The organism is Corynebacterium sp. MSK158, assembly GCF_030229085.1.
In the GTDB taxonomy this organism is placed as follows: Bacteria; Actinomycetota; Actinomycetes; order Mycobacteriales; family Mycobacteriaceae; genus Corynebacterium.
Genome location: NZ_JASPHJ010000013.1, coordinates 38,311 through 56,855, shown reverse-complemented (window position 1 = coordinate 56,855; position 18,545 = coordinate 38,311). Strand labels below are relative to the sequence as shown.

Genomic DNA, 18,545 nt, shown 5'->3' with positions numbered 1-18,545 from the left:
ACTTCGAGCTCTCAATGAAAACTACTCCCCACTAATCGGAAACTGATTTCTCAGTCCAACTAATGGGGAGCAGTTCATTTCTCCACCCGCTAGGTTGACAACCTATATAGGAACACCCCCCAACAGCCGTTTCCCTAATCCGAGAAATGCGCTGCTGGGGGCGTGCGATTAATACGCGATTTTAAACCGCGAAGCCAAGTGCCTGAAGCTGCTCGCGGCCCTCCTCAGTAATCATCTGCGGACCCCATGGCGGCATCCATACCCAGTTGATACGGACGGCATCGGCCAGCTTATTGGCCTTAACGATGTCTTCCACCTGCTCTGCAATGACATCGGTCAGCGGGCACGCCGGCGAGGTCAGCGTCATATTGATCATGACGATCTCCTTGCCATTGTCCTCTTCAAACCAAAGATCATAGACAAGGCCCAGGTCAACGACGTTAATGCCGAGCTCGGGGTCAATGACATCACGCATGAATTCGGTGACATCAAAGGCCTTAGAAATCTGCTCTTCAGTCTGCTCCGGGCGCTCGCCGCTGCCGGAGAATGAAGAGCTCTCGTTCTGATAAGGATCTACGGGTTCGGTCATCTAGTTCTCCACTTCAGTTAGTGCATCGGCGGATGCAGCCTGGAAGGCCTTCCATCCGAGGAGGGCACACTTGACGCGCGCTGGGTACTGGGACACGCCGGCGAAGGCAACACCGTCACCGATGAGGTCTTCATCGCCCTCTTCTTGTCCACGCGAGGTAATCATCTTTTCGAACTCGGCCAGCTTCTCATTGGCTTCCGCAAGCGGCAGTCCAACGATCTCTTCAGCCATAACTGAAGTAGAAGCCTGCGAAATGGAGCAGCCTTCCGCGTCATAGGAGACGTCCTCTACGGTCTTACCGTCGTCCGAAAGGCGCACGCGCAGGGTCAGCTCATCGCCGCAGGACGGGTTCACGTGGTGAACCTCGGCCTGATACGGCTCCCTCAGGCCGGCGTGTTGGGGGTTCTTATAGTGATCCAGGATGACGTCCTGGTACATGGAATCTAAGTTCATGAGGCAACTCCAAAGAATTCGCGGGCAGCCTTGATTGCGTCCACCAGCTTATCTACTTCTTCCTCGGTGTTATAAAGGTAGAAGCTAGCGCGGGCGGTGGACTGTGCGTCGCAGGCACGGTGCAGTGGCCACGCACAGTGGTGGCCAACGCGAATGGACACACCGTGGTCATCGAGGACCTGGCCCAAGTCGTGCGGGTGAACGCCCTCTACAGTGAAGGAAATGGCGCCACCGCGATTTTCGGTGGTCTCTGGACCGATGATGCGCAGACCAGGGATTTCCTTGAGCTGACGCAATGCGCGCTCGGTGAGCTTCTTTTCGTGGGCGTGGATATTGTCCATGCCCACTTCTTCCAAGAACTTCACCGCTGCGCCAAGGCCAACCACCTGGCTGGTCATCTGCGTGCCCGCCTCAAAACGCGTCGGCGGCTCGGCAAAGGTCGTCTCTTCCATCTTGACGATCTCAATCATGGAGCCACCGGTCAGGAAGGGCGGCAGTTTCTTGAGCAGCTCATCCTTGCCGTACAGCACACCAACGCCGCTAGGGCCGCACATCTTATGGCCGGAAAAGGCCGCAAAATCCACGTCCAAAGCGTGGAAATCCACCGCCATGTGTGGCACCGACTGGCAGGCGTCGAGGACGACCATGGCGTCGACCGCGCGGGCACGGCGCACCAGTTCATCCACGTCCGCCACGGCACCCGTGACATTGGATTGGTGAGTAAACGCAACTACCTTGACGGAATCATCGAGCTCGAGCGAATCGAGATCGATACGGCCGTCTTCGGTCATGGAATACCACTTCAACGTAGCGCCGGTGCGAGCGCACAGCTCCTGCCACGGCACCAAATTGGCGTGGTGCTCCAATTCGGTGATGACAACGGTATCGCCCTCACCCACGTAGAGGTCCCCCGCGCGCTCGTCGCCAAGCACATAGGCAACTTCGTTTAGGGCCTCAGTGGCGTTTTTGGTAAAGGCGATCTCGTCGCGGTCCGCGCCCACGAATGCGGCGATAGCTTGGCGCGCGGACTCGTAGGCATCATCGGCCTCTTCTGCCAGTTGATAGGAACCGCGGTGAACAGGGGCGTTTGTGTGCAGCACAAACTCCTCTTCCGCTTTCCATACCGGCAGCGGGCGCTGGGAGGTAGCACCCGAATCCAGATACACCAGTGGCTTATCGCCACGCACCGTGCGCTGGAGAATCGGGAACTGTTCCCTAATTGCGTTTACATCAAATCCAGACATGAATCTTCTTTGGATAGTCGCGGTTGACCGGCCAAGGGTCGGTCCTTACTTGAGGAACTGGTCGTAGCCGTCAGACTCGAGCTGGTCCGCCAATTCAGCGCCACCGGTCTTGATGACGTGGCCGTCAGCGAAGACATGGACGAAGTCCGGCTTCACGTAGTTCAGGATGCGCTTGTAGTGGGTAATCATCAAGATGCCACCATTGGTTTCCTTCTGGTAGCTATTGATGCCGTCAGACACGATGCGCAGGGCGTCAACGTCTAGGCCGGAGTCAGTCTCATCCATGACTGCGAACTTCGGCTTCAGGATATCCAGCTGCATAACTTCGTGGCGCTTCTTCTCGCCGCCGGAGAAGCCTTCATTGACGGAGCGGGAGATGAAGGACTTATCAATCTTCAGGTTCTCGCGGGCCTGGGTAAGCTCCTTATTCCATTCGCGCAGCTTCGGTGCCTCGCCGCGAATGGAGGTGACTGCGGAGCGCATGAACTGGGAGACCTTTACGCCCGGTACCTCAGTTGGGTACTGCATCGCCAAGAAAAGGCCGGCGCGAGCGCGCTCGTCGACGGGCATCTCCAGCAGATTTTCGCCGTCGAGAAGCACCTCGCCCTCGGTGACCTCATACTTTGGGTGGCCGGCGATGGTGTAGGACAAGGTGGACTTGCCGGAGCCGTTCGGACCCATGATGGCGTGGATCTCGCCGGAGTTGATGGTCAGGTTAACGCCCTTGAGGATTTCCTTCGGTTCGCCGCCTTCTTCCGTCGGCAGCACCTGGGCGTGGAGGTTCTTAATTTCCAGAGTAGACATAATGTGTGTGGGTTTCCTTCTATGAAAGCTTTAGGCGGAGATCTTTTCCAGTTCTTCGGAAATGCGGTTTTCCAATTCCTCGGACAGGGACTGCACCGGAATGCGGTGGATGACCTCATTGAAGAAGCCACGGATGATGAGGCGGCGGGCTTCAGCCTCTGGAATGCCGCGAGACATCAGGTAGAACAACTCGATGTCATCGAAGCGACCAACGGTGGCCGCGTGGCCTGCACCGGTAATTTCACCGGTCTCAATCTCCAAGTTAGGGATTGCGTCCGCGCGAGCGCCTTCAGTCAGAATCAGGTTGTTGTTGGTTTCGTAGGTATCGGTGCCCTGTGCATTGGAGCGGATAAGGACATCGCCGACCCAGCAGGTGCGGGCCTCATTGTCCTTGGTGCCCTGCAGTGCGCCCTTGTACAGGACGTGGGAGCGGCAATTAGGGACAGAGTGATCTACCAACATGCGGTTTTCAAAGTACTGGCCTTCGTCAGCGAAGTAGACGCCCAGCAGCTCTGCGTCGCCGCCCTGCTCGGTGAAGTTCACGCGAGGCACGATGCGTACCACCTCGCCGCCAAAGATGGCGGAGTTGTGGCGCAGCACGGAATCGCGGCCGAGCTGTGCCACGTGGTTAGACAGGTGTACGGCATCGTCTTCCCAATCAACGTCAACAACGACGGTGAGGTGAGCACCATCGCCCACGATAAACTCGACGTTATCCGCGTGGGTGCCAGAGCCGACGTACTTCAAGATGACGGTAGCTTCCGCGTGGTGGCCTACCTCGATGGAGGTAGCGCCAAAGGAAGTTACGCCCTCGCCCTTGCCGGTGTAGGTAATGACCACGGGCTCTTCCACCTGAGCCTCGGCGTCAATGGTGACAACCTGGCCTTCAGGCATAGAAGTCCACGCCTGTGCCGCAACGCGGTCAGACGGGGTACCAACGCGGCCCAAGCGCTCGTCATCGCGAGCGACGGTCTCGGAGCTTACGCCTGGATGTTCGCTCACGGTGACGTCCTGTGCCACTGCCTCAGCGAACTCGCCATTGTGCAGTCCACGGAGCTTGCGCAGGGAGACAAAGCGCCACACCTCATCGCGGCCGTGCGGCACCGGGAAGTCCTCCACGTTGGTGGAGGTAAAGACATCACCCTTGGTGATCTTATCCGGGTTGAATTCGTTCGAAGCGACCATTTTCTTTAGCCGACCGATCCTTCCATTTGCAGTTCGATGAGGCGGTTGAGCTCGAGGGCGTACTCCATCGGCAGCTCCTTAGCAATCGGCTCAACGAAGCCACGCACGATCATCGCCATTGCTTCTTCTTCCGCAATACCGCGGGACATCAGGTAGAACAGCTGCTCCTCAGAAACCTGGGAAACGGTTGCCTCATGGCCCAGCGTGACGTGGTCATTGCGGATGTCGTTATACGGGTATGTATCCGAACGCGAGATATTGTCCACCAGCAACGCATCGCACTCGACGTTAGAGGTGGAATGGTGCGCGTTCTGATTAACCTGCACCAAGCCGCGGTACGCGGCGCGGCCGCCGGCACGGGCAACCGACTTAGACACGATATTGGAAGAGGTGTGCGGAGCCATGTGAGTCATCTTGGCACCCGTGTCCTGGAACTGGTTCTCACCAGCAAAGGCAACGGAGAGAACCTCGCCCTTGGCGTAAGGACCGGTCATCCATACGGCCGGGTACTTCATGGTGACCTTGGAGCCAATGTTGCCGTCGACCCATTCCATGGTGCCGCCTTCTTCTACCTTGGTGCGCTTGGTCACCAAGTTGTAGACGTTGCTGGACCAGTTCTGAATGGTGGTGTAGCGGCAGCGGCCGCCCTTCTTCACGATGATCTCCACTACTGCGGAGTGCAGGGAATCAGACTTGTAGATAGGAGCGGTGCAGCCCTCGACGTAGTGCACATATGCGTCCTCGTCGACGATGATGAGGGTGCGCTCGAACTGGCCCATATTTTCCGTGTTGATGCGGAAGTAAGCCTGCAGAGGAATATCTACGTGTACGCCCTTGGGCACGTAGATAAAGGAGCCGCCGGACCACACTGCTGAGTTCAGCGCAGAAAACTTGTTGTCGCCGGCTGGAATAACGGTGCCGAAGTATTCCTTGAAGAGCTCAGGGTAGTCACGCAGTGCGGTATCAGTATCCACGAAGATGACGCCCTGGCTTTCCAGGTCCTCACGGATCTGGTGGTAGACAACCTCGGACTCGTACTGGGCTGCCACGCCGGCAACGAGGCGCTGCTTCTCTGCCTCTGGAATGCCCAACTTATCGTAGGTGGCCTTGATGTCGTCCGGGAGGTCTTCCCAGGTCTGGGCCTGCTCCTCAGTGGACTTCACGTAGTACTTAATCTGGTCGAAGTCGATGCCAGACAAATCCGCACCCCAGGTGGGAACGGGCTTCTTATCAAAGATGTTGAGGGCCTTCAGGCGCTGGTTAAGCATCCATTCTGGCTCGCCCTTCTTGGCGGAAATATCGCGTACTACATCTTCGTTCAAGCCGCGGCGAGCAGAAGCACCAGCCGCGTCCGAGTCGTGCCAGCCGTACTCATATGCACCAATGGAATCAATGATTTCATCATCGGTCATCTTGTTCTCGGGTGCCGATTGTGCCTGGGTCATGACTCGCTCCTTTCAGTATTTGTATTAACGGGTGTCAAGGGGATGTTCGTGGTACAGATCCCGTGGCCGCCAGCAATGGAGGCCAAAGGCTGTACGTGTTTGCCTAATAGAGCAGAAAAGACTTCTTGTTCCGCCTCGCACAGCTCCGGGTGCTCGGCCGCCACATGGGAGACCGGACAATGGTGCTGACAGATTTGCACTCCTTGACCAGCGCGGTCCACCGTGGCGGCGTAACCGTGCTCGTCCAAGACCTCGGCCAGCTTACGGGCCACATCCTCTACAGATTCGCCCTCTTCTATCAAGGGACGCACATCTGCAACGAGTCGCTCGAAGCGGACTTTGGCAAAGCGCTTAACAGCCTCAGACCCGCCGACGTCGCGGAGCGCCGTCAAGGCATCAGAGGCCAAATCATCGTAGGCGTGCCCGAATTGCGCTCGACCACGATCAGTGAGGCGGAAGTGTTTGGCTGGTCGCCCGCGACCAGACCCGCTGCCCGTTGAGCCGCGAGTAACTGGGCGGCGGCGCACAACCTCCGTCAGTTCCTCTTCCACCAAATTGTCTAAGTGCCGGCGAATTCCGGCAGCAGAAAGGCCAAGGCGTTCACCCAAGTGGGAAGCGGTAACGGGCCCGTCCTTCAGCAGCAACAGCATCACCTGCCGGCGGGTATCACCATCCGTAGTGCGGGATTCCTTAGCCGCCTTGTAGGTAGTTTCTACACGCTGAGGTGCACTCATGCCGGGACCTCCCTTCGTGCTTCGGTCACTTACAGTCGCCCTGCAACCGACTCCCGTAGTTCCGAAAGTCGCGCCGCAGTCCAACTGCGCCTCCTTTATTAGACAACACTAGTGTTCCTTAATTCATTCCAGAATGCCACCATTGGCCATTCTTCGGCGTGGCACGGGGGTGGCCAACTCCCCTCATCGCCACGACTGGCGGCGCTGCCCACGCTAAAAGAGCGCCCCTGCTGGGGTTGAGACGGAGGATTCGCGTAAGGTCTTATCCCATGACAGGCAAATTCCGCGGCTTTCTTTCCGGCGTCAAGGCCGAGCTGCCGCAGCTGGGCACCGCTGGTTCTCGGTCTGCGCGACTGCACGCCGAGGACACCGGAGCCGCAGAACCTGATTCTCGTTTTGATTTTGTCCCCGCCAATGCGGATGGTCTAAAGCGCACCACCACCGCACAATGGCGGACATTTTTTATCCTGCGCTGGGTAGGCACAGTGGGTTCTCTGCTTATCGCCTTCGGCGCGTTAGGTGCCGGCGCTCTCCCTGTAGTGGGAAACCCCTATGACAACGTGCCCTTCGGCTCCCTCATGTCTCGCATGCTGCAGACCTCTTCTGCCATAGTCATGGTGGGAGTAGGCCTGTTGGTGGCCGCCTGGGTTTTCCTTGCCCCTTTTGTAGGCACGCCGCTGCGCCAACCCCAAGAAGGTGCCCTCACACCAGCGCGCGCCCGCCGGCTCGTGACCACACACCAGCTGTGGCGCACGTGGGCCGGTTGGGTCCTCCCGCTGATTTTTACTGCCCCGCTCTTTACCCAAGACATCTACTCCTATTTGGCTAACGGTTCCATCGTGATGCAGGGCATGGATCCGTATTCTGCAGGACCGGTGCAATTGCTTGGCGCGGGTGATGAGCTCGCCCGATCCGTACCGTTTATCTGGGCCAACTCCCCTTCCCCCTATGGCCCCGTAGCGCTCGGGCTCGCTGGAGTGGTGAGCGCAGTTACCTCAAATTCCATCCTTCTAGGAGTTATCGCCCACCGCCTCCTATCCATCGCCGGCATCATGGTTGCTGGGTGGGCAATTAGCTGTCTCGCGCGACGCTGCCGGGTATCTCCAGAATCTGCGCTGTGGCTCGGCATTCTCAACCCACTCACTATCCTGCACCTAGTGGGCGGAATCCATAATGAGTCCATCATGCTGGGTCTGCTCTTAGTGGGTATGGAGCTGGGTCTGAGGGGCGTCGACAAGCTGGAAGAGTCCACGCGCAGTGCCTACCTAGCACTAATTGCTTCTGGATTTTGTCTGTCCTGCGCCGGAATGGTCAAGGTTACCGGTTTTATCGGACTGGGCTTTGTGGGGATGGCGTATGCCCGCCACCTGATAGACAAGGACGGCGCACCACGCTGGAAAGCCTTAGCCTATGCCATTGCCCTGCAGCTAGTTATCTTAATTGCAAGCATTGCCCTTATTAGCGCCTTGACCGGCATTGGCCTGGGGTGGATCACGGGACAAGGCGGGGCGGCCTCCATCCGCTCGTGGCTTTCGACCTCCACCGCCGTAGGCGTGGGTACCGGCTTCATTGGAATGCTACTGGGTCTAGGTGACCACACCGAAGCGATTCTCACCGTTACCCGTACCTTTGGCGTGCTGGTGGCAGTAGCTTTCATGGCCCGCATGCTCTTTGCAACGTTGCGCGGCCGCATCCACCCTGTGGGAGGACTCGGCACCGCCTCCTTAGTGCTGGTTATCTTCTTTCCCGTCGTCCATCCGTGGTACATCCTGTGGGCGGTACTGCCTTTGGCCGCATGGGCCAACCGGCTTATCTTCCGTTTCTGCGTCGTGGCTTATTCGGCAGCTATGAGCTTCTTTGTGCTGCCACGCGGCCTCGGGTTGCCGCCCAGCACCATCATCGTCATCTATGTGTCGGCAGCCTGCACGTTTGCCGTCATTGCCGCCCTGTGGTGGGTTGCAGTGCGGCGCAGCGGAATCCGTGTCCTAAACTAATCCCACGTGAATTCCATTTCAGCCGATCGCCCAGCCCTCACCGTGGACAACGTGGTGAAAAAATATGGCTCCACCACCGCCGTTAATGGTCTGAGCCTTAGCGTTGCCGCAGGTGAGATCTTTTGCCTCCTTGGTCCCAATGGCGCTGGAAAGTCCACGACGATCGAAATGTCGGAGGGTTTTATCCACCCCACCAGCGGCACAATCGACGTCCTGGGGTTGGACCCGAGTTCCGCACCGGACAAGGTGCGCGAAAAGGTCGGCATCATGTTGCAGGGTGGTGGTTCCTACTCCGGCATCCGTGTTCTGGAAATGCTTGAACTTTCCGCTAGCTACAGCGCCCATCCCCTCTCCCCGCACTGGCTACTGGAAACGCTCGGGCTGGAAGGAGTAGCCCGGACTCCCTATCGCAGGCTCTCCGGTGGGCAGCAGCAGCGGCTTTCCCTCGCTCTAGCAATCATCGGTCGGCCCGAGCTGGTTTTCCTGGATGAGCCCACCGCTGGCATGGATGCACAATCCCGGTTGGCGGTCTGGGACCTTGTTCGAGCCCTAAGGCACGATGGCGTCACCATTGTTCTTACCACCCACCTCATGGATGAAGCGGAGTCACTAGCGGACCGAGTAGCCATCATGGATCATGGCCAGCTAGTAGCCCACGGCACCCCCGCGGAACTTACCGCGCAGTCAGACTCGGCAGGCCTTAGTTTCAGCACCGATATCGATGTTGATGTGGAGGCTTTGGCTGAGGCTGGCATTCAAGCAACCAAATCCCGGCCGCTGCATTACCGCTTGACCCAGGCCGGTACGCCCGAGACCATCGCTACGCTTACCGCCGAACTTGCCCGCCAAGGAGTCCTGCTGCGGCGCCTAGACGCGGCTCACCGCAACTTGGAGGAGGTCTTCCTTGACCTTACCGGCCGCCATTTGCGCAGCTAGCTGCACCCTACGCCAGGACCGAATTCAACCAACTGCGTTGCGGAAAGAAGCCACCACATGAGCACGACCTTTAACCCCGGAACCTTTACCCCAGCCCCCAAACGGGCCAGCGCCGGCGCCATGTTGCTCGCGCAAGGTAAGATGGAAGCAAAACTCATGCTGCGCCACGGCGAACAGCAATTGTTGAGCGTCATCATACCGCTGGCCTTGCTCATTGGCGCGGCCCACCTGGAGTCCCTCACCGGACATGGCTTACACGAGGTATTTCCCATGGTGCTTGCAGTAGCGGCCACCTCCGCAGGCTTTACCGGTCAGGCCATTTCGCTTGCCTTTGACCGGCGCTATGGGGCCCTTAAACGCACCGGCGCGTCCGGTGTGCCGGCCTGGGCAATTATTGGCGGCAAGATCCTCGGCGTACTCACCATGGTGGTATTCCAAATCCTCGTTTTGGGCATAGCTGCCTATATCCTGGGTCTCCGTATCAGCCCGGGCGGGGTGCTGCTCATGATCCTTTCGCTATTTTTTGGCGTTGCGGCTTTTACCGCCATGGGGCTGCTACTCGGCGGCACCCTCAGCTCTGAGGTAGTACTCGCACTGGCCAACCTCATCTGGTTCCTGCTCCTCGGCGTAGTCGGGTGGACCCTCTACTCCCAGGGCCTTGGCAATAATGGCGTCCTCAACGCAGTGCCGACTGTCGCCCTAGCAGGCGCGCTTACCGACGCCTCCAATTCCGCCTTCCCCAGCCTCGAGCTCCTATCCTTGTTGGCATGGCTTGCGGTGGCGTCGTTCGCTGCGGTCCGTTGGTTCCGCTTCGATGGCTAAATGTGACTTTTGTCCGGTTCCTTCCGAAACGAGAGGAATTTTTAGGCCCGAAATCTCCCGACTAGTAGGATGCTATGCGTGAATTACTGGACGAAGATCAAGCGCTTCTTTAAGGAAGCCGCCCCTACACTGCAACAGCAGCGCCTCATCGCGCTCATCCTTCTCTTGTGCCAGGGTGGCATCACCGTGTCTGGTTCCATTGTCCGCGTGACCGGCTCGGGATTGGGCTGTCCCACCTGGCCGGAATGCCAACCAGGCTCCCTTGTCCCTATGGAAGGCGCTGCGCCTGCTCTCCACCAGGCCATTGAGTTTGGTAACCGCCTGCTTACTTTCGTCGTAACCGCAGCGGCTTTCGCCGCCGTCATTGCCATGCGCATGGCGCGTCGCCGCGCAGAGCTCAAGGTATACGCCTGGCTCAACGTCGCCGGCATCGTCCTGCAAGCGATCATCGGCGGTATCTCTGTCCACCTAGACCTACGCTGGTGGTCGGTGGCCCTGCACTTCCTGCCTTCCATGCTCTTGGTATGGCTAGCGGCAATGCTCTATTCCCGCATCTTGGAACCCGATGATGGAACGCCACGCGCTCGCTTCCCCCAAGCGATTCGCCTCCTTGCAGCGGTCGCTACCGTGGCCCTGAGCATTGTGCTCATCACCGGCACGATGGTTACTGGTTCGGGCGTTCACTCTGGCGATTCCGGGGTGGGAATGGAAGGCCGCCTGCAAGTAGATACCGAAGCCATGGCCGTCACCCACGCCATGTGCATGTATGTCTACCTGACTCTTACTGTTATTACCGTCTTCCTGCTTTACAAGAACCGGGCACCTCAAGACGCTAAGAAGGCTGGCTGGGTACTCGTTGTATGCATCCTCATTCAGTGGGCGGTAGGCGTTTACCAGTTCTACATGAGCATTCCGCGCTGGACTGTCCCCTTCCATATTGGCCTCTCCTCCTTCGTCACCGCGTTTACCGCCCTCCTGTGGGCGCACGGTGTACGCCGCACCGACGGCACCGCGGATCTCATCACCGGCTCTCCCAGCGGCGATGAGAAGTACGCGTCGCGCCAAGCATCACTCGAACAAGAGCGAGCGACTGCTTAACCCGTAATACTCCCAGCCGGCCGAAGTACTGCACTCGGCCGGCTTTTTACGCTAGCCTGACCATATGCACGCAATTCAGGTCACAGAAGCCGGCGGACCAGAAGTACTTCGCTATACCGAAGTTCCCGCCCCCACCCCTAATAACGACGAGGTATTGGTGGACGTCATCATGGCTGGCGTCAACTACATCGATACCTATTATCGGGAGGGTATCTATAACGCGGCCACCCCGTTTATTCCGGGATTCGAAGGCACCGGACGCGTAGTCTACGACCCCAAGGGGGAAATTGCCGAGGGCACAATGGTGGCCTGGAACCAGGCTTTTGGCTCCTACGCTGAGCAGGTCTGCGTCCCACGCGAGGCACTAGTAGCGGTCCCGGATGATTTCCAGCCAGAAGTCGCTGCCTCTATGCTGCTGCAAGGCATTACCGCACACTATTTGGCGCATGGCGTTTATCAACTGGGTGAAGGCGCTTCCTGCCTGATTACCGCCGGCGCCGGCGGTGTAGGCCAGATCCTCACCCAAATGGCATCGTCGCTCGGCGCTACCGTCTATACGGTGGTCTCCACGGACGAAAAGGAAGAACTCTCCTACGCAGCCGGTGCGGATAAGGTATTTCGCTATGGCGACGGGCTCGCCGAGCAGGTCCGTCGCTACAACGGTGATAAGGGAGTTGACGTGGTTTACGACGGCGTCGGCAAGGCGACCTTCCAGGAGTCACTCGAAGCGGTGCGCCCCCGTGGCACCGTTGCGCTCTTCGGCGCCGCCTCTGGCCCAGTTGAGCCTATCGACCCGCAGCTGCTGAACAAGCATGGGTCTATCTTCCTCACCCGGCCTTCCATCGGCGCATGGACAGCCCAAGAAGGCGAGTTCCAAATGCGTGCCCAGGCGGTCGTCCAAGCTATTATCGACGGCGACCTGAACTTTAACGTCACGGCATCTTATCCACTGGAAGATGCCGCTGCGGCCCACCGCGATCTCCAAGAGCGCAAGACTACCGGTTCCATCGTGCTGCGCGTCCAAGCTGGCGATAAAGCCTAAACCCACCCACAAACGCCAAAAGCGCGGGAAAGCATTTGCCTTCTCGCGCTTCCCGCCTCTTATGCTGGGGTATTTGGGCGCAGTTAGAATAACGTGGCCGACCAGCCGAGCATCCGGCCTAGTGGCTCCCAGCCCAATACTGCATCGATGGACAACCCGATAAAGAGCACCGAGAGGTAGTTATTGGAGTAAATAAACAGGCGCATCGGCTTAACCTTGGCGCCGTTCTTGACTCCCTTATGCAGGCGGATAGCCATCCACAGGAATACCGCGCCGGAGGCAAGTGCTGCGACCAAGTAAATCCACGATGCAGCGGGGACGATTAGTAGGGTTACGATAACCGTGCCCACGGTATACCACACGATCTGTCGAGTGACTTCCTTCTCATCGGCCACTACGGGCAGCATCGGCACGCCGGCCTTGCGGTAGTCTTCCTTGTACTTCATGGCCAGCGCCCACGTGTGTGGCGGAGTCCAAAAGAAGATGATGAGGAAGAGCACGATTGCCTGCCACCATCGGTCAGGCTCTCCAGCAGGAGCATTATCCCGGATAACCGCCCAGCCGACCATCGCGGGCATGCAGCCGGCCAAGCCGCCCCAGACGATATTTTGAGCATTGCGCATCTTCAAAAACTTGGTGTAGACGAAGACGTAGAAGAAGTTCGTCAAAACCACGAAAAAGGCCGCTAGCCAGGAATGGGCAAGGACGCCCAACCACAGCACGGAGATAATCAGCATTACCCAGGCGAAAATTGCTGCGTTCCGCTTGGAAATCTTGGCCCTTACCAGCGGGCGGGCCCTCGTGCGCTGCATTTTTTGATCCAGCTCGTAGTCCACGACGTTATTAAACGTGTGGGCGGCAGCAGCACCCATCCAACCGCCGAAAATGGTCGACACGATAAGCCAGATATTGTCTGAAACGGCCTCCACGCCGCGTTGTGCTTGGAGCATCGCCGGGATTGCGGCCACGAGGAGGAGTTCAATGATCCTCGGTTTCGTTAGCGCAAAATAGGCCTTGATGGTCTCCAAGGGATTCCTCCACTATCTGAACGTTGGTGAACTGTGCCCCGCACACTCCCTGCGCGTGGTCACCTCTAGCGGTCGCACAGGCCCGTGAAAAAGTTCCAGTTCTCTCACTCACAATTTTCGGCGCAAGGGCGAAAGACTACAGGCCTACGGCCGCTAGATTCAGTGCGCGCTCTAGCGCCCACGCGCACTCCACTTAGCCATGCCAGCATACCGTTTATGCCGAGCTTTCTATAATTGCGCACCGCCGGTTAAAAAATTACTAGACTGAATAAAGTTAAGTACTTTTTGCCTAGACGTAAGCGAGGCTTTCCTGTGTCGAAAGATAAGTTGTCCCCAGAACTCCAAACTATGGTCGAGCGCCGTTATCCGGAGGATTGGTCGGAGTTTGACACGCGCGCCGTCGACACCGTGCGAGTTCTAGCCGCAGATGCTGTACAAAAGTGCGGTTCCGGCCACCCCGGTACGGCAATGTCCCTCGCTCCCCTCGCCTACACTCTCTACCAGCGCGTCATTAACCATGATCCCGCCGATGTGCACTGGGCCGGCCGCGACCGCTTCGTTCTTTCGGTTGGTCACTCCTCCCTCACCCAGTACATCCAGCTCTACCTGGGCGGCTTTGGCTTGGAGATGGACGATCTCAAGCAGCTGCGCACGTGGGGATCGCGCACGCCTGGCCACCCTGAGGTGCACCACACCGATGGTGTGGAAATCACCACCGGACCGCTTGGCCAAGGCCTTGCTTCCTCCGTGGGCATGGCAATGGCGGCACGGAAGGAGCGCGGCCTTTTCGATCCAGAGGCCCCGGCCGGCGAGTCTCCCTTCGACCACTACGTCTACACCATTGCTTCCGATGGTGACCTGCAGGAGGGCGTTACCGCCGAGGCCTCTTCCCTGGCGGGTACGCAAAAGCTCGGCAACTTGATTGTCTTCTGGGACGATAACCGCATCTCTATTGAGGACGATACGAATATTGCTTTCAACGAAGACGTGGTAGCCCGCTACGAGGCCTACGGCTGGCACGTCCAAACTGTCGAATCCGGCGAAGACGTCGTAGCCATTGAGGAGGCTGTCAAGGCCGCTCAGGCAGAGACCGAGCGCCCTTCCTTCATCCGCGTGAAGACCGTCATCGGCTACCCGGCCCCGAATAAGATGAATACCGGCGGCGTTCATGGCGCTGCTCTGGGCGATGACGAGGTAGCTGCCACCAAGGAGGTCTTGGGCTTCGATCCCGAGCGCAGCTTCCACATCGACGACGAGGTCATCGAACACACCCGCAAGCTGCGCGAGCGCGGCGCCGAGAAGCACGCCGCGTGGCAGAAGAAGTTCGACGAATGGGCTGCAGCCAATCCGGAGAACAAGGCACTCTTTGACCGCATGAAGGCGCGCGAATTGCCGCAAGGTTTCGACGCTGAATTGCCGGTGTGGGAACCGGGTGAATCTTTGGCCACCCGCAAGGCTTCTGAAGCCACCATCCAAGCATTGGCCGCTTCCCTTCCTGAGATGTGGGGTGGCTCTGCTGACCTTGCCGGCTCCAATAACACCGTGATTAAGGGCGCTGACTCCTTCGGCCCCGCAGCCATTACCACCGATATGTGGTCGGCTCAGCCATATGGCCGCAACCTCCACTTCGGCATTCGCGAGCACGCGATGTCTGCGATTATGAACGGTATTGCTCTGCATGGCAATACCCGCGTTTACGGCGGCACCTTCCTTATCTTCTCCGAGTACCAGTACCCCGCTGTGCGCCTGGGCTCGTTGATGTCTACCGATACCTACTATGTCTGGACCCACGACTCCATTGGCTTGGGCGAGGATGGCCCAACCCACCAGCCGGTAGAGACCCTTTCTGCCCTTCGTGCTATCCCGAACCTGTCCGTTATTCGCCCGGCCGATGCCAACGAAACCGCTCAGGCCTGGGCGGCAGCTCTCGAGTACAAAGCTGCGCCTAAGGGCCTGGCACTGAGCCGCCAGGGACTGCCGGTACTGGAAGGCACCAAGGAAAAGGCGCATGATGGCGTGCGCCGCGGCGCTTATGTTCTGGTGGAAGAGTCCAAGGAAACACCAGACGTGATCCTCCTCGCTACCGGTTCTGAGGTGCAGCTTGCTGTCGCCGCCGCTAAGGAACTGGAGGCCGCCGGAACAGCCACCCGCGTTGTCTCCGCACCGTGCCTTGAGTGGTTTGATGAACAGGATGACGCATACCGCGAGTCCGTGCTGCCTAGCGAAGTGCAGGCCCGCGTTTCCATCGAAGCCGGTATCGCTATGCCGTGGCACAAGTACACCGGTTCTTTCGGCCGGACCATTTCCATCGAGCACTACGGCGCCTCTGCTCCTGCGGGCGAACTCTTTGAGAAATTTGGCTTCACCACTGCAGCGGTTGTTGAAGCGGCGCAGGAATCGCTCGCTGCCGCGCAGAAGTAAGCCTCCAGGACTGGATAAGGAGTAAACATGAACCACATTTCCGAACTCGCCCAACTGGGAACCTCAACCTGGCTCGATGACCTTTCTCGCGAGCGCCTAGTCTCGGGCAATCTCAAGGAGATAATTTCTGCTAAGTCCATCGTGGGAGTTACCACCAACCCGGCGATCTTCGCCGCGGCGATGACCAACGGCACCGCCTACGACGCCGAGCTTTCCACGTTGAAGGAGGCCAAGGCCACCGCCGATGAAGCGGTGTACGCCTTGGCTATCGAGGACGTAAAGAATGCCTGCGACCTCTTTGCGGATATCTACTCCTCTACTAACGGTGCGGATGGCCGCGTGTCCATCGAGGTCGACCCACGCATTTCTGATGATGCTACCGCCACCCTTGAGCAGGCGCGTGAGCTGTGGTCCAAGGTTGATCGTCCCAACGTGATGATTAAGATTCCGGCCACGACCGGCTCCCTTCCGGCCATCGAAGATGCCCTGGCGGAGGGAATAAGCGTCAACGTCACCCTTATTTTCTCCGTGGATCGCTACCGCGATGTCATTGAGGCTTTCCGGACCGGACTCAAGCGTGCCGCCGAAGCAGGCAAGGACGTCTCCACCATTCACTCCGTGGCTTCCTTCTTTGTGTCCCGTTTGGATACCGAAGTGGATAAGCGCTTGGAGGCTATTGGTAGCGAGATTGCTCTGGCACTGCGGGGTAAGGCGGGCGTCGCTAATGCGCAGCGCGCCTATGCACTCTTCCAGGACGCCTTGCTTAACGACGCCGATTTGCCCGAGGGAGCCCACCTCCAGCGTCCGCTGTGGGCTTCTACTGGTGTAAAGAATCCGGAGTACCCAGCCACCTTGTACGTATCGGAGCTGGCTGGACCGCATACGGTCAACACCATGCCAGAAAAGACCATCGATGCGGTTCTTTCCGAGGGCAACCTTCACGGCGACGCCCTGTCTGATAGCCGCGAGGCTGCAGAGGACGTCTTTGCCCAGCTAGAAGAGGTCGGCATTGATTTCGATGATGTCTTTGCAGTGCTGGAGCGCGAGGGCGTAGATAAGTTTGTCGCTGCGTGGGAGGAACTGCTTGCTTCCATTCAGGAGCGACTCGCGTAAACTAGCCGTGTGACTTGTGCCCCGCCGAGAATTCGGCGGGGCATTCTGCCGCTAAAATATTAGCGAGCTTAAAGCCCATAAACTCAGGAAGGATTCTTCGTGACCGACTCAGCCGCTTGGGTCAACCCCTTGCGCAATGCCAGCGACAAGCGATTGCCGCGAATCGCAGGACCCGCGGGCATGGTCATCTTCGGCGTTACCGGTGACCTAGCATATAAAAAGCTACTGCCCGCCATCTACGACCTAGCGAGCCGTGGTCTCCTCCCCGCTGGCTTTACCCTTGTGGGTTATGGTCGTCGCGACTGGGACAAGGTCGCATTCTGTGACTACGTTCGCTCAGCCGTCATCGCTGGCTCACGTACCGAGTTCAATGAAGATGTCTGGCAGCATTTATCCCAGGGAATCGAATTTGTGCAAGGTTCCTTCGATGATGCTGGATTCGATCGCCTTTCGGCGCGTTTGGGCGAGCTTGATCGCGAGCGCGGCACCGGAAGCAACTGGGCATACTACCTTTCGGTTCCCCCGGAGTTCTTCTCCAATATCTGCCACCAGCTGGAGCGGGTGGGCATGGCCAACTCCGTCGAGGACTCGTGGCGCCGGGTAATCATTGAGAAGCCTTTTGGCCACGATCAAGAGTCTGCCCGCAAGCTCAATGAGATTGTCAACGCCGTCTTCCCCGAGTCCGCGGTCTTCCGCATTGACCATTATTTGGGCAAGGAGACGGTGCAAAACATCATGGCTTTGCGCTTTGCCAATCAAATTTTTGAGCCCATGTGGAACGCCCACTACATCGATCACGTCCAAATCACCATGGCCGAAGATATTGGCCTGGGCGGCCGCGCTGGCTACTATGACGGCATCGGTGCGGCTCGCGACGTCATCCAGAACCACCTGCTGCAGCTTTTGGCTCTGGTTGCGATGGAAGAACCCTCCTCCTTCGAGCCTGAGGCCCTGCAGGCAGAAAAGGTCAAGGTGCTGCGCGCTACCCACGCCGTGCACCCACTCAATAAAACAACTGCTCGCGGCCAGTACTCCGCCGGCTGGCAAGGCTCCGAGTTTGTCAAGGGCTTGCGCGAAGAAGAAGGCTTCGATCCGGAGTCCACGACGGAGACCTATGCAGCCTGTACCTTGGAAGTAAACTCCCGCCGCTGGGGAGGAGTGCCTTTCTACCTGCGCACGGGCAAGCGCTTGGGCCGGCGCGTGACCGAGATTGCGCTGGTATTCAAGGCAGCGCCAAATCAACCATTCGTTGACGGCCAGACCGATGCGCTGGGCCGAAACGCAGTGGTGATCCGCGTACAGCCGGATGAAGGTGTCACCATGCGCTTTGGCTCCAAGGTGCCCGGTTCCACCATGGAGGTCCGAGACGTCAATATGGACTTTGCTTATGCTGAGGCCTTTACCGAGGAATCTCCGGAAGCATACGAGCGCTTGATTTTGGATGCCCTCCTCGATGAGTCCTCGCTCTTCCCCACCAACGAAGAGGTGGAACTTTCCTGGTCGATTTTGGATCCCATCATCGATTACTGGGCCGAAGCTGGTCAGCCGGAGGAATACCGCGCTGGCACATGGGGCCCGGAATCCGCCGATAGAATGTTGCGCCGCCGGGGCCACTCCTGGCGCCGCCCATAGGAGGG

Annotated in this window: 16 protein-coding genes; 8 read left to right on the top strand and 8 right to left on the bottom strand. The window is 58.5% G+C overall.

Annotated features, from left to right (window positions below):
- Positions 1-181: 181 nt before the first annotated feature.
- From QP915_RS09970 to QP915_RS09940, 7 genes are read right to left on the bottom strand one after another with little or no spacing between them, the layout of a single operon-like run.
- A complete protein-coding gene (locus tag QP915_RS09970) occupies positions 182-589 on the bottom strand; it encodes a metal-sulfur cluster assembly factor (RefSeq protein ID WP_239235298.1) in 408 nt (135 codons plus the stop codon).
- A complete protein-coding gene (sufU, locus tag QP915_RS09965; RefSeq protein ID WP_005324831.1) occupies positions 590-1,042 on the bottom strand; it encodes a Fe-S cluster assembly sulfur transfer protein SufU in 453 nt (150 codons plus the stop codon).
- On the bottom strand, positions 1,039-2,286 hold the full coding sequence (locus QP915_RS09960; protein ID WP_284769223.1) for a cysteine desulfurase: 1,248 nt from the start codon (positions 2,284-2,286) through the stop codon (positions 1,039-1,041). The genes sufU and QP915_RS09960 overlap by 4 nt, the downstream gene beginning before the upstream one ends.
- Before the next feature lie 45 nt (positions 2,287-2,331).
- Positions 2,332-3,090: a Fe-S cluster assembly ATPase SufC gene (sufC, locus tag QP915_RS09955; protein WP_284766507.1), complete on the bottom strand. Its 759-nt coding sequence runs from the start codon at positions 3,088-3,090 to the stop codon at positions 2,332-2,334.
- Positions 3,091-3,120: 30 nt separating this feature from the next.
- On the bottom strand, positions 3,121-4,275 hold the full coding sequence (gene sufD / locus QP915_RS09950) for a Fe-S cluster assembly protein SufD (protein WP_005328395.1): 1,155 nt from the start codon (positions 4,273-4,275) through the stop codon (positions 3,121-3,123).
- 5 nt (positions 4,276-4,280) lie between these two features.
- Positions 4,281-5,720, bottom strand: coding sequence for a Fe-S cluster assembly protein SufB (gene sufB, locus QP915_RS09945; protein ID WP_005324837.1), 1,440 nt, complete (start codon positions 5,718-5,720; stop codon positions 4,281-4,283).
- Positions 5,717-6,454: a helix-turn-helix transcriptional regulator gene (locus QP915_RS09940; protein ID WP_239277715.1), complete on the bottom strand. Its 738-nt coding sequence runs from the start codon at positions 6,452-6,454 to the stop codon at positions 5,717-5,719. Before QP915_RS09940 ends, sufB begins: the two co-directional genes overlap by 4 nt.
- A gap of 269 nt (positions 6,455-6,723) precedes the next feature.
- On the opposite strand from QP915_RS09940, the gene mptB reads away from it, so the two are divergent.
- The 5 genes from mptB to QP915_RS09915 all read left to right on the top strand — a co-directional run bounded on the left by mptB (position 6,724) and on the right by QP915_RS09915 (position 12,346).
- Positions 6,724-8,448: a polyprenol phosphomannose-dependent alpha 1,6 mannosyltransferase MptB gene (mptB, locus tag QP915_RS09935; protein ID WP_284769222.1), complete on the top strand. Its 1,725-nt coding sequence runs from the start codon at positions 6,724-6,726 to the stop codon at positions 8,446-8,448.
- A 6-nt stretch (positions 8,449-8,454) separates the two neighbouring features.
- A complete protein-coding gene (locus QP915_RS09930) occupies positions 8,455-9,384 on the top strand; it encodes an ABC transporter ATP-binding protein (RefSeq protein WP_284769221.1) in 930 nt (309 codons plus the stop codon).
- Positions 9,385-9,441: 57 nt separating this feature from the next.
- The gene (locus tag QP915_RS09925) at positions 9,442-10,206 is read left to right on the top strand and encodes an ABC transporter permease (RefSeq protein ID WP_239277711.1); all 765 of its coding nucleotides are present in this window, start codon (positions 9,442-9,444) and stop codon (positions 10,204-10,206) included.
- A 69-nt stretch (positions 10,207-10,275) separates the two neighbouring features.
- Positions 10,276-11,304: a COX15/CtaA family protein gene (locus QP915_RS09920; RefSeq protein WP_284769220.1), complete on the top strand. Its 1,029-nt coding sequence runs from the start codon at positions 10,276-10,278 to the stop codon at positions 11,302-11,304.
- Positions 11,305-11,368: 64 nt separating this feature from the next.
- Positions 11,369-12,346, top strand: coding sequence for a quinone oxidoreductase family protein (locus QP915_RS09915; protein WP_284769219.1), 978 nt, complete (start codon positions 11,369-11,371; stop codon positions 12,344-12,346).
- A gap of 83 nt (positions 12,347-12,429) precedes the next feature.
- On the opposite strand, the gene QP915_RS09910 is transcribed toward QP915_RS09915, so the two are convergent.
- On the bottom strand, positions 12,430-13,374 hold the full coding sequence (locus QP915_RS09910) for a heme o synthase (protein WP_239191961.1): 945 nt from the start codon (positions 13,372-13,374) through the stop codon (positions 12,430-12,432).
- Between the two features lie 348 nt (positions 13,375-13,722).
- Between QP915_RS09910 and tkt the strand changes: the two genes are divergently transcribed.
- From tkt to zwf, 3 genes are all read left to right on the top strand, one after another.
- Entirely contained in the window at positions 13,723-15,795 is a 2,073-nt protein-coding gene (gene tkt, locus QP915_RS09905; RefSeq protein ID WP_284769227.1) for a transketolase, read from the top strand.
- Positions 15,796-15,822: 27 nt separating this feature from the next.
- Positions 15,823-16,908: a transaldolase gene (gene tal / locus QP915_RS09900; protein WP_239277701.1), complete on the top strand. Its 1,086-nt coding sequence runs from the start codon at positions 15,823-15,825 to the stop codon at positions 16,906-16,908.
- Positions 16,909-17,007: 99 nt separating this feature from the next.
- Positions 17,008-18,540, top strand: coding sequence for a glucose-6-phosphate dehydrogenase (zwf, locus tag QP915_RS09895; protein WP_005328410.1), 1,533 nt, complete (start codon positions 17,008-17,010; stop codon positions 18,538-18,540).
- Positions 18,541-18,545: the final 5 nt, after the last annotated feature.